Here is an 11,816-nt window from a genome sequence, read left to right on the forward strand (position 1 = left end):
GACCTTTGCGTGGAAATCCTTACAACATGATCCGCAACACTTCCCTGGTGCTCCTGATGGGCACCTGCAGCTACGCCTGGGCGGGTGCCAGCCCCGTCGAATTGACCGCCACCACCATCGACGGCGAACGTGAGGCGCCCAGCGGCGTGCAACTGGACGAGCCGATCCAGACCGGCTCGCGACTGGGCCTGACCGCGCGACAAACGCCAGCCTCGGTGAGCGTCTCGGACCGGCGCGTGATCGAGGAACGTGGCGCCAAGGACACCCAGGACGTGCTCAACGCCATGACTGGCGTCAACGCCTCGGCCAACCCGGGCTATGGCGGGTTCGTGTCCTATCGGGGCTTTACCCAGAATCAGGTCACCCAGCTCTACAACGGCATCAACCTGGGCTATAGCAGCGCCACCCGCCCCGTGGACGCTTGGGTCGTCGACCGGGTCGAGCTGATCGGCGGACCGTCGTCGTTCCTGCATGGCGCAGGTGCCGTGGGCGGCTCGATCAACACCATCACCAAGCTCGCCAGCCGCGATGAACACACCTTCGATGGCCGGGTGCGCTATGGCAGCTACGACGACTCGGAAATCGCCTTCGGCATCAACCAGGCCCTGGCCAGCAACCCGGCCGATGCCCGGCATTTCGCCCGCCTGGATTTCAGCCGTGGCCACGGCAACGGATACGTGGACCGCAACGAGCGCTGGACCGACAGCCTGGCCTTTTCCGTGCTCAGCGACCTTGCGCCCAACCTCAGCCATACCTTGGCCTTGGAGTACCAGGAGGATAAGGAAGACAGCCCCTATTGGGGCTCGCCCATCCTGCCTGGACGCAACACGATGAAGATCGACCGCAGCCGACGCTTCGAGAACTACAACGTCGCCGATGGCCGCTACGAACAGCGGGTGCGCTGGCTGCGCTCGATCCTGGACTACCAGGTCAGCGACACCACGAGCGTGCAGAACACCCTGTATCACTACAGCGCCCAACGCGACTACCGCAACCTCGAAAACTACGCCTACAACGACGCAGGCGACGTAGTGCGCTCCAGCCCCTACCTGCAGCGCCACGAACAGCGCCTGTTGGGCGACCGCATCGAACTGCGCCACGACAACCAATTGCTGGGTCTTGCCAGTCAGTGGTCGCTGGGCCTGGACTACTCACACATGCGCCAGACCCTCTACCCTAGATCGGGCAGTTGGAGCGACGTGGTCGATCCGGATCACTTCGACCCCGGCAGCTTCGATGACATCCCCGGGGTGAACGCAGGCCTGACCAAGCAACGTCACAACGAGGTGACCAATCGCGCCCTGTTCGCCGAGAACCGCTTGCAGTTGACCGACCGCCTGGCCCTGCTCACGGCCCTGCGCTACGACTACCTAGACATGGAAGTGAACAACTACGGTCCGGTCTCGCCCACCAGCCCGGCGTTCTTCGCGCGCCGCTGGGAGCCGTTGAGCGGACGCGTCGGCCTGACCTACGACCTCACCCCTGCGGCGAGCGTCTATGTGCAATACAGCACCGCCGCCGACCTGCCCGCCGGCTCGCTGGCCTCGGCCACCTACTCCAACGTCGGCCTGTTCGACCTCTCGAAGGGCGAGCAGTGGGAAGCTGGCAGCAAGTTCGACTTCCTGGAGGGACGTGGCGCAGCGACGGTCGCGGTCTACCAGATCGTGCGCAAGGACTTTGCCGTACGCGACTCCAACGACCCCAACGTGATGGTCCAGGCCGGCCAGCAGACCTCGCGCGGCATCGAGCTGTCCGGCCGGCTGCAGGTCACGCCCAAGCTGCTGGCCGAGGGCAACTATGCCTATGTCGATGCTCAGTACGATACGTTCAACGAAGCGGTCGGCGGCCAGTCGGTCTCGCGCGAGGGCAACACACCGGTCAACGTGCCGGCCAATGTCGCCAACCTGTGGCTGACCTACAGCTTCACCCCGGCCTGGTCGGCGGGCATGGACGTACGCTACGTCGACTCGGTGTACGCCAACAACGCCAACACCCTGCAAGCCCCGGCTTACACGCTGCTGGGCAGTTTCGCCCGCTATCGACTGGACGAGCACACCGCGATCACCGCCCGGGTGCGCAACCTCACTGATGAGCTATATGCCAAACAGGCGTATGGCGGGCAGTACTACATGGGGGCGCCGCGTACTGTCGAGGTGGCAATGGACCTGCGGTTCTAAGTCCCTAGGGCTGCTTTGCAGCCCACCGCAGTCCGGCCATAACAGGTATCCGGATGTCGCCCTCGAAAAAGCGCGCCCCCCCGCCTGCCGTTCTACTGGTCTTCACAACAACGATGCCGTGGCCTGACCACGGCACTTGCGCCCAGGCTGCCTTTGAAGACCGGAGAACATCCACATGTCCGTACCCCATGAGGTATCCCCCGCCACCTTGCGGCGGGTGATCGCCGCCTCGGCCATCGGCAATTTCGTCGAATGGTTCGATTTTGCCGTCTATGGCTTTCTCGCCACGCTGATCGCCAGCCTGTTCTTCACAGGCGAAGACGCCAGCGTGGCCTTGCTCAAGACCTTCGCCGTGTTCGCCGTGGCGTTCGCCCTGCGCCCGCTGGGCGGTATCGTGTTCGGCGCGCTCGGCGACAAGCTGGGGCGCAAACGCATCCTGTCGTTGACCATCCTGCTGATGGCGGGCTCCACCACCCTGATCGGCCTGTTGCCGACCTACGCCAGCATTGGCCTTGCGGCGCCGCTGCTGCTGACCCTGGCGCGCTGCCTGCAGGGCTTCTCGGCAGGCGGCGAATATGCCGGCGCCTGCGCCTACCTGATGGAGCACGCCCCCCAGGACAAGCGCGCCTTCTATGGCAGTTTCGTGCCGGTCTCGACTTTCTCCGCCTTCGCCTGCGCGGCGGTGATCGCCTATACCTTGGAGGCGAGCCTGACCGCCGAAGCGATGAGCAGTTGGGGCTGGCGTGTTCCGTTCTTGATCGCCGCGCCGTTGGGCCTGGTCGGCCTCTACCTGCGCTGGCGGATGGAGGAAACCCCGGCCTTCCGTGAGGCGATGGCCGAGGGCAAGGAGCACAGCCACTCGCCGCTCAAGGAAACCTTGCGCCATCACGGGCGGGCGATCCGCAACCTGGGCGCGTTCATCTCGCTGACGGCGCTGTCGTTCTACATGTTCACCACCTATTTCTCCACTTACCTGCAGATGGTCGGCAACCTCACCCGGGCCCAGTCGCTGCTGGTGACCACCGTGGCACTGCTGTTCGCTGCGGTCGGCTGCCCGCTGGCCGGCGCCTTCTCCGACCGGGTGGGGCGTCGCAAGACCATCGGCTTTACCTGCCTGTGGGTGATGGTGGCGGTGTTCCCGGCGTACTGGCTGGCCAGTTCCGGGTCGATGTCGGGGGCGTTGCTGGGGGTGATTCTGCTGGCTGTCGGAGCCTTGCTCAGTGGCGTGGTCACAGCGGCGTTGCTGTCGGAAAGCTTCCCGACCCGGACGCGTTACACTGCCTCGGCGATCACCTACAACGTGGCCTACACGCTGTTCGGCGGTACCGCACCGCTGGTGGCCACGTGGCTGATCAGCCAGACCGGCAGCAGCCTGGCGCCGGCGTTCTACCTGGTGGTGATCGCACTGGTGGCATTGGTGGGTGGGTTGGCCTTGCCGGAAACGTCGCGGATCTCGCTGCATGAGGACGGCAGTGAGCGCCAGCCCGAACGGGCAGTGTCATAAGGAGTTGGCCACCCCTACATGAATCTGTAGGAGCGACCTTGCGCCGCGAAAGGGCCGCAAAGCGGCCCCACAGATCGGTGCATCCCGCCAATGCCAGGCAGACTCAGGCCGGCTCCTCACGCCGATGCGCCCACTGGTACAACGCTGGCAGCACCAGCAAGGTCAACGCGGTGGACGACAGGATGCCACCAATCACCACCGTCGCCAGCGGCCGCTGCACTTCGGCGCCGGTCCCGGTGGCCAGGGCCATGGGGATGAATCCCAGCGATGCCACCAGGGCGGTCATCAAGACCGGTCGCAAGCGCGTCAACGCCCCTTCCTCGATCGCCGCATGCAACGTCCGCCCTTCTTCACGCAGGTTGCGGATGAAGGCGATCATCACCAGGCCGTTGAGCACCGCCACGCCAGACAACGCGATGAACCCGACCCCAGCGGAAATCGACAGCGGGATGTCCCGCAGCCACAGCGCCAATACCCCACCGGTCAAGGCAAATGGGATGCCGGTGAACACCAGCAGGCCGTCCTTGAGGTTGTTGAACATCATCAGCAGCAACGCCATCACCAACAGCAGCGCCACCGGCACCACCACCTGCAGCCGTTCGGCCGCCGACTGCAACTGCTCGAACTGGCCACCCCAGCGGGTCCAGTAACCTGCCGGGATCTGCACCTTGTCGATCAGGCGCTGTTCGGCCTCTTCGACGAACGAGCCCAAGTCGCGCCCACGCACGTTCGCACTGACTACCACCACCCGCTTGCCATCCTCTCGGCTGACCTGGTTAGGCCCCAGTTGCAGGTTGAGCATGGCCACCTGCGACAGTGGGATGAAACCGATCTGTCCGGCCCCCGCCGCGCTGCTGGCCGGCACCGGGATCAGCAAGCTCGACAGCCCATCGACATCGGTGCGCAGGGCTTCTGACAGGCGTACCACGATGTCAAAGCGCCGATCGCCTTCGTACAAGGTGCCGGCGGTGCGCCCGCCGACGGCAATAGCGATCGCGTCCTGCACATCCCCCACATTCAGGCCATAGCGTGCGGCCTTGTCCCGGTCGATATCGATGGTCAACACCGGCAGGCCCGTGGTCTGCTCCACCTTCACCTCAGAGGCGCCAGGCACTTGCTGCAGGGCGGTGGCGATCTGCGCGGCGGTGCGGTTGAGCACGTCCATGTCGTCGCCGAACACTTTCACCGCCACATCGCTGCGCACGCCGGAAAGCAACTCGTTGAAACGCAGCTGGATCGGCTGGGACAACTCGTAGTTGCTGCCCGGCACACTGGCCGCGGCACGCTGCACCTCGGCGATCAGCGCCTCACGTGGCTTGCCAGGGTCCGCCCACTGCTCACGCGGTTTGAGCATCACGTAGGCATCGGAGATATTCGGCGGCATCGGGTCAGAGGCGATCTCGGCGGTACCGGTGCGGGCGAACACCCGCTCCACTTCCGGCACCTGGGCAATGATGGTCTGCTCCAGGCGCTGCTGCATCTGCACCGACTGACTCAGGCTGGTGCCCGGCACCCGCAGGGCCTGCAGGGCGAAGTCGCCCTCGCTCAGGCTGGGGATGAACTCGCTGCCCATGCGGCTGGCCAATACGCCAGACAACACCACCAGCACCGCGGCGCCTGCGAACGCCAGCTTGCGTCGACGCAGCACCCACGCCAGGACCGGCGCGTAGCGTTGGCGGGCCGTGCGCATCACCACGCCCTCTTCTTCCTTGACCTTGCCGGTGACGAACAGGGCAATGGCCGCGGGCACGAAGGTCACCGAGAGGATCATCGCCCCCAGCAAGGCCATCACCACGGTGAAGGCCATGGGATGGAACATCTTGCCCTCGACGCCGGTCAGGGCAAAGATCGGCAGGTACACCACCATGATGATCAACTGGCCGTAGATCAGCGGCCGGCGCGCCTCACGGGCGGCGGCAAACACTTCGTGGAAACGCTCGGTGCGACTCAGCATGCGGCCATGCCGCTGCTGGGCGTGGGCCAGGCGGCGAATGGCGTTCTCGACGATCACCACCGCGCCGTCGACGATGATGCCGAAGTCCAGGGCGCCGAGGCTCATCAGGTTGGCGCTGACCTTGTTGCTGAACATGCCAGTGAAGGTGAACAGCATCGACAGCGGAATGACCATCGCGGTAATCAATGCCGCGCGGATATTGCCCAGGAACAGGAACAACACCGCGATCACCAGGATCGCCCCCTCCACCAGGTTCTTCTTGACCGTGGCGATGGCTTTTTCCACGAGGTTGGTGCGGTCGTACACCGTCACCGCGACAACGCCCTTGGGCAGCGTGCGGTTGATGTCGGCAAGCTTGCTCGCCACCGCCTGGGACACCGTGCGGCTGTTCTCGCCGATCAACATGAACACCGTGCCCAACACCACTTCGCGGCCGTTCTCGGTGGCCGCGCCGGAGCGCAGCTCCTGACCCAGGCCCACCTGGGCGACATGGCTGACACGGATCGGCGTGCCATCGACGCTGGAGATGACGATGTTGGCGATGTCCTCGGCGCCGGCCACCTGACCTGGGGCGCGGATCAGCAACTGTTCGCCATTGCGCTCGATGTAGCCTGCGCCGACGTTGGCGTTGTTGCTTTCCAGCGCACCGATCAGGTCATTGAGGGTGAGCTTGTAGGCCGCCAAACGTTTTGGGTCCGGGGCGATCAGATACTGCTTGGCATGGCCGCCGATGGTGTTGACCTCGGCCACGCCGGGCACGTTGCGCAGTTGCGGCTTGATGATCCAGTCCTGGATCACCCGCAGGTCGGTGGCGGTATAGGGCGTGCCATCGTCCTTGAGCGCACCTGGCTCGGCCTCGACGGTCCACAGGAAAATCTCGCCCAGCCCGGTGGAGATTGGTCCCATGGCCGCTTCGATACCGCCAGGCAACTGCTCGCGGGCCACTTGCAGCCGCTCGTTGACCAGCTGACGGGCGAAGAAGATGTCGGTGCTGTCCTCGAAGATCACCGTCACCTGGGACAGCCCCGAGCGTGACAGCGAGCGGGTCTGCTTGAGCCCCGGCAGACCGGCCATGGCCGTCTCGATGGCAAAGGTGATGCGCTGCTCGGTCTCGAGCGGCGAATAGCCGGGCGCGGCGGTGTTGATCTGCACCTGGACGTTGGTGATATCCGGCACCGCATCGATCGGCAGCTTCTGATAGCTGTTGATGCCGACGGCAGCCATCAGCACCACCGCGAGCATCACCACCAGGCGCTGCTCGATGGCGAATTGGATCAGGCGTTCGAACATGAAGAAATCCCCGGATCAGTGGCTGTGCTCGGCCGAGCCCTTGCCGAGCTCGGACTTGAGAACGAAGCTGCCAGCGGCAGCCACCTGGGTACCGGCGGCCAGGCCTTCGGTGATTTCCACCTGGCCAGAATCACGCCGACCGGCCTTCACCGGGCGGGCCTGGAAACCCTCGTCGGTACGGACGAACACCACGGTCTGTTCTTCCCAGGTTTGCAGCGCAGCCTCTGGCACCACCACGGCGGCATCGAAGCGCTCGACGTTCACCGCAATGTTGACGAACAGCCCCGGACGCCAGGCGCCATTGGGGTTGGCCAGGGTGGCACGGGCGGTGGCAGCACGGTTTTGCTCACCCAGCAGGCTGCCGACGTAGTTGACCTGGCCCTCGACCTCGGCGCCCAGATCCGGCGCGCTCACGGTGACGGTACGCCCTGTGGTGACCCGGCCCAGGTCACGTGGCGTGACGGAAAAGGTGGCCCAGACCCGGGTCAGGTCCGAGAGGGTGAAGGCGTTGCTGGTCTCATCGACCACTTCGCCGACAGTCAGGTGCTTCTCCACCACCACGGCATCGAAAGGCGCGCGCAATTCGTAGCGATTACCTGCACCGGCCGGGGCGACGGCGGCGACTTTCTGCCGAGCGTTGGTCAGCGCGATCTCGGCCTCCTGTAGGGCTTGGCGGGCTTGCAGGTAATCCTGTTCGGCGCTGATGCGCTCCTGCCACAACTGCTGTTCGCGCTTGAACGTCAGCCGCGCCAGTTCTGCACGGCGCTGGGCGGCCTGCTGCTCGCTACGCAGGTCGGAGATCTGCTGGCTGGCGATCACCGCCAGGACCTGGCCGCGCTTGACCGGCTGGCCCAGGTCGGCGTGCACGGACTCGACCACCCCAGGCACCCGGGGCACTACGTGGGCGGTATGGTCCTCGTCGAAGCGGATCTCGCCGGGGAAGCTGATGGCGGTGCCCAAGGTCATCGGCGCGGCGGCGACCACCTGTACACCCGCAGCTTCGATCTGGGCGACGGACAGGTGCAGGCTGCCCTCCTGTTCTTCGTGGGTGTCATCGCCCTGCTCAGCATGGCCGTGGTCGTCGTCCTGGGCGGTACTGGCGTGGGCATGGCTTTGCTCGCTGTGTTCGTCCTGGGCAGCCTTGCCGGTGGTTTGGGTCCAGGCCAGGCCGCCAAGGCCGAGCACGGCGATGGCGGCGGCCAGGAGGGCGATCTTGCGGGTGTTGTCCATCATTGCTCCTGAAAAATATCGGCAGTCCTGGTACAGGGGCCGCTAAGCGATCCTTTCGCGACACAAGGGCCACGCCTGCAAAGGGCTTCAATGCAGCGCTATGGAATCAAGGGGTTGCGCCCAGCTCGCCGTAAATGCGCTCGACCTGGGCGCGGGCGTCGGTGGCCGAAGCCAAGGCCTCCAGGTACAGTCCTCGCGCCTCGATCAAGGTGCGCTGGGCATCGAGCACGTCGAGGAAGGCGAACTTGCCCATTTCGAATCCACGGGTGGCGGTGTCCACGGCCTGCTGCGCCGAAGGCAGGATGGTGCGGTCATAGGCCAGCACCTCCTGCATCGCCGAAGCCCACTGGCTGACGGCGCTGCGGGTGTCACTGTGCAGGCGCAACTGCACGGCGTTGCGCAGGTCTCGGGCCTGGTCGGCGCGGCGCGCGGCGGCCAGCACATTGCCCTGATTGCGGTCGAACAACGGCAACGGCATGGACAGACCGACCACGTTGACCCGCTCACGGTCCTCGCGGCTGTACTGGCTGCCCAGGCTCACGGTCAGGTCGGGGATGCGCTTGGCTTTCTCCGAGCCCAGAGATGCCTCGCCCCGCTGGATCTGTGCCTCGGCCAAGCGCCAATCGGCAGTCTGCGACACCCTGTCGAGCAAGGTCTCGGCGCGGGGTGCAGGGCCCGGCGAAAGCTCGCCCGCATCCAGGCGAGCGAAGGCCACCTGAGGGCTGCCGGTGAGCCGCGCCAGAGACTGGTTGGCGACGATGCGCTGGGACTCGGCACGGCGCACCTGAGCCTGCGCCTGGGCCAACTGGACCTGGGCGCGGGTGGCTTCGACCGGCGAGGACTGGCCCGCCTTCACCCGCCCTTGCACCACCCGCAGGCCACGTTCGGTCAGGGCCTGGGACTGCTGCGCCAGCTCCAGGGCGGTCTGTGCCCGCAAGGCGGCATGGAAGGCCTGCACCACATCGGCGCGCAAGCCATTGCGCTGGCGCTCCAGCTCCAGTTGGGCGACGGTCTGGCCGGCGCTGGCCACACCAATACGTGCGCCGCGTTTGCCGCCAAGCTCCAGGGCCTGACTGAGGGTCACCGTGGTCGTTCGGGTATCGCGGCGGGTGTCCTCAGCTTCCCAGGACAACTCCGGATTAGGCACCAGTCCAGCCTGCCGCCGCTCGCCTTCGGCGATGCCGATTTCACGGCTGGCGGCAGCAAGGTCGGGGTTCTGGGCGTAAGCGGCCTCGATCGCCTGGGGCAGGCTAAGGCGCTGCCCGGCGTGCAGGCTGGGCGCCGCGAGGCCAACCAGCAGCAGACAGAGCAAAGCGGTATTGCGGGGGGTGAACCGGTTGCACGGCACGTCTGAAGTCCTCGTCGGCAAGCGTCGGAAAAAGCATGACGAGGGACTGTAAAGAGCGCCGCTTATCGGCTCGGTGGCACCAACATTACAATTTTGAAAGGTGGCCAAAGGACAGTGCAGGCCCCCGGCATCCAACACCAGCGTCCGATAACCGCACACATTTCCTGGGGCAGCGGCGAAGGAAATTGACGAAACTAACCAGGTGGTACATATATCAAGGCATCCCAAAAACAACAAAGCGATGCCCCCCATGACGCCCCGAATCCTCGTGATCAACGGCCCCAACCTGAACCTGCTCGGTACCCGCGAACCCGACCAATACGGCCGCGAAACCCTCGCCGACCTGGCACAAGGCTGTGCCGACTGCGCACAGGCGCTCGACCTGCAAATCGAGTTCCGCCAGACCAACCATGAAGGCGAACTGATCGACTGGATACACGCCGCGCGCGGACGCTGTGCCGGCATCCTGATCAACCCCGGCGCCTGGACCCACACCTCGGTGGCCATTCGCGATGCCTTGGTGGCCAGCGAACTGCCCGTCATCGAGGTGCACCTGTCCAACGTGCACAAACGCGAGCCATTTCGTCATGTCTCCTTCGTCTCATCGATCGCCGAGGGTGTGATCTGCGGCCTTGGCAGCCACGGCTATCGCCTGGCCTTGGCGCATTGCGCCCAGTTGTTCAAGGAGCCATGCGCATGAACCCGAACACTGTTCTGGCCGGTCTGATCGGTCGTGGCATCCAGGCCTCGCGCACGCCGGCGCTGCACGAGCACGAGGGCGATGCCCAGGCCCTGCGCTACCTGTACCGGCTGATCGACGCCGACCAACTGGGCCTGGACGACAGCGCCCTGCCCGGCCTGCTGGACGCGGCCCAGCGCACCGGTTTTACCGGGCTCAACATCACCTATCCATTCAAGCAGGCGATCCTGCCGCTACTCGATGGACTGTCGGAAGAAGCGCAAGGCATCGGTGCGGTGAATACAGTCGTGCTCAAGGATGGCAAGCGGATTGGCCACAACACCGACTGCCTGGGCTTTGCCGAAGGCCTGCGGCGTGGCCTGCCGGATGTGGCACGTGAGCAGGTGGTGCAGATGGGTGCCGGTGGCGCGGGCTCGGCGGTAGCCCATGCGCTGCTCGGTGAAGGCGTGGGCCATTTGGTGCTGTTCGATGTGGACAGCTCACGCGCCCAGGCGTTGGTGGACAACCTCAACGCCCGCTTCGGCGAAGGCCGGGCATCGCTGGGCACGGACCTGGCCGCTGCCGTGACTGCGGCGGACGGCCTGGTCAACACCACCCCGGTGGGCATGGCCAAGCTGCCCGGCACACCGCTGCCGGTGGCCCTGTTGCATGCCCGGCTGTGGGTGGCCGAGATCATTTACTTCCCGCTGGAGACCGAGCTGCTGCGCCATGCCCGGGCGCTGGGTTGCCGCACGCTCGATGGCAGCAGCATGGCGGTGTTCCAGGCGGTGAAGGCCTTCGAGCTGTTTACCGGCAGACCCGCCGATGCCGGGCGCATGCAGGCGCATTTCGCAAGCCTTGAGTGAAGCGCCTGCTCGCGGGTACATCGCCGTACCCGCGAAGCAGATTGCACGTCATCAGGCCGGCAACATCCCCCGCACCATGAACGCAGTCGATTCACGCACTTCGCGCCAGTATCGTTCCAGGTCCATCGGCTCGCTGCGGCACAGGCGCAGTAGCTGCAGGTGCCCGTAGTCGTTGAGCATGAACGCCGCATAGTCGACATCCAGATCGGCGCGCAACTTGCCCAACCCTCGCAGCTCACCCAACAGCGCAGCGATTTCGCTCACCAGCGCATCGTTGACCCGCTTGTAGGGCGCAGGCAACGCCGACTGATCAGGCCCAAGCAGGGCAATCACCTGGGGCAAGATCTCTCGCCACAACGCCGGCGACAGCACTTCGAAGGCGAACTCGGTCAGGCAGCGCTCGAAATAGCAGATGGTATCGATCGGGTCGTCGAGCTCGGGGATACGCCGACGCGCGGCGCTGATGGCGCGGTGGTCCGCCTCGCGCAGTTTCTCCAGGAGGATCTCCTGCTTGCTGCCGAAATAGGCGAAGACCGTCGGCACCGACACCGCCGCCGAACGGGCGATCTGCTCCATGGTGGTGGTCTGGAACCCCTGGCTCTCGAACAGGCTCAGGGCCGACTGGCTGATGGCTTGGCGGCGCAGGGCCTTCTGTTGTTCGCGCAATCCGCTCATGGCTCTCCTCGCTGCGTTGGCGGGTAGGCGCCCAGCATAACGGCAAACTCAGTCGATTAAAAATTTTATTGACTAAAAGTTTTTACGGATTAA

The 11,816-nt window shown here is 65.3% G+C and carries 8 protein-coding genes; 4 read left to right on the top strand and 4 right to left on the bottom strand.

The window, feature by feature from the left end; translation table 11 throughout:
- Positions 1 to 26 precede the first annotated feature (26 nt).
- Positions 27 to 2,177 carry a TonB-dependent receptor gene (locus IEC33019_RS09885; protein WP_070091250.1) on the top strand — a complete coding sequence of 717 codons (2,151 nt, stop codon included), beginning with the start codon at positions 27 to 29 and terminating at the stop codon, positions 2,175 to 2,177.
- A 175-nt stretch (positions 2,178 to 2,352) separates the two neighbouring features.
- Positions 2,353 to 3,681 carry an MFS transporter gene (locus IEC33019_RS09890; RefSeq protein ID WP_070091251.1) on the top strand — a complete coding sequence of 443 codons (1,329 nt, stop codon included), beginning with the start codon at positions 2,353 to 2,355 and terminating at the stop codon, positions 3,679 to 3,681.
- A gap of 103 nt (positions 3,682 to 3,784) precedes the next feature.
- Here the strand turns inward: IEC33019_RS09890 and IEC33019_RS09895 are convergent, their stop codons facing one another.
- From IEC33019_RS09895 to IEC33019_RS09905, 3 genes are all read right to left on the bottom strand, one after another.
- Positions 3,785 to 6,925, bottom strand: coding sequence for an efflux RND transporter permease subunit (locus IEC33019_RS09895; protein ID WP_070091252.1), 3,141 nt, complete (start codon positions 6,923 to 6,925; stop codon positions 3,785 to 3,787).
- 15 nt (positions 6,926 to 6,940) lie between these two features.
- Positions 6,941 to 8,155: an efflux RND transporter periplasmic adaptor subunit gene (locus IEC33019_RS09900; protein WP_070091253.1), complete on the bottom strand. Its 1,215-nt coding sequence runs from the start codon at positions 8,153 to 8,155 to the stop codon at positions 6,941 to 6,943.
- A gap of 106 nt (positions 8,156 to 8,261) precedes the next feature.
- Positions 8,262 to 9,503: a TolC family protein gene (locus tag IEC33019_RS09905; RefSeq protein ID WP_099593383.1), complete on the bottom strand. Its 1,242-nt coding sequence runs from the start codon at positions 9,501 to 9,503 to the stop codon at positions 8,262 to 8,264.
- 250 nt (positions 9,504 to 9,753) lie between these two features.
- On the opposite strand from IEC33019_RS09905, the gene aroQ reads away from it, so the two are divergent.
- Both aroQ and IEC33019_RS09915 read left to right on the top strand, forming a co-directional pair.
- The gene (aroQ, locus tag IEC33019_RS09910) at positions 9,754 to 10,203 is read left to right on the top strand and encodes a type II 3-dehydroquinate dehydratase (RefSeq protein WP_099593385.1); all 450 of its coding nucleotides are present in this window, start codon (positions 9,754 to 9,756) and stop codon (positions 10,201 to 10,203) included.
- On the top strand, positions 10,200 to 11,048 hold the full coding sequence (locus IEC33019_RS09915) for a shikimate dehydrogenase (protein WP_070091256.1): 849 nt from the start codon (positions 10,200 to 10,202) through the stop codon (positions 11,046 to 11,048). The genes aroQ and IEC33019_RS09915 overlap by 4 nt, the downstream gene beginning before the upstream one ends.
- Positions 11,049 to 11,099: 51 nt before the next feature.
- On the opposite strand, the gene IEC33019_RS09920 is transcribed toward IEC33019_RS09915, so the two are convergent.
- Positions 11,100 to 11,723: a TetR/AcrR family transcriptional regulator gene (locus tag IEC33019_RS09920; protein WP_070091257.1), complete on the bottom strand. Its 624-nt coding sequence runs from the start codon at positions 11,721 to 11,723 to the stop codon at positions 11,100 to 11,102.
- Positions 11,724 to 11,816: the final 93 nt, after the last annotated feature.

Source organism: Pseudomonas putida, assembly GCF_002741075.1.
Lineage (GTDB): Bacteria > Pseudomonadota > Gammaproteobacteria > Pseudomonadales > Pseudomonadaceae > Aquipseudomonas > Aquipseudomonas putida_T.

What these genes read in the sequence shown, in the direction of transcription:
- IEC33019_RS09900 (WP_070091253.1), bottom strand. Translation starts at nt 8,155, where the DNA reads ATGGACAACACCCGCAAGATCGCCCTCCTGGCCGCCGCCATCGCCGTG.
- IEC33019_RS09920 (WP_070091257.1), bottom strand. Translation starts at nt 11,723, where the DNA reads ATGAGCGGATTGCGCGAACAACAGAAGGCCCTGCGCCGCCAAGCCATC.
- IEC33019_RS09890 (WP_070091251.1), top strand. Translation starts at nt 2,353, where the DNA reads ATGTCCGTACCCCATGAGGTATCCCCCGCCACCTTGCGGCGGGTGATC.
- IEC33019_RS09885 (WP_070091250.1), top strand. Translation starts at nt 27, where the DNA reads ATGATCCGCAACACTTCCCTGGTGCTCCTGATGGGCACCTGCAGCTAC.
- IEC33019_RS09915 (WP_070091256.1), top strand. Translation starts at nt 10,200, where the DNA reads ATGAACCCGAACACTGTTCTGGCCGGTCTGATCGGTCGTGGCATCCAG.
- aroQ (WP_099593385.1), top strand. Translation starts at nt 9,754, where the DNA reads ATGACGCCCCGAATCCTCGTGATCAACGGCCCCAACCTGAACCTGCTC.
- IEC33019_RS09895 (WP_070091252.1), bottom strand. Translation starts at nt 6,925, where the DNA reads ATGTTCGAACGCCTGATCCAATTCGCCATCGAGCAGCGCCTGGTGGTG.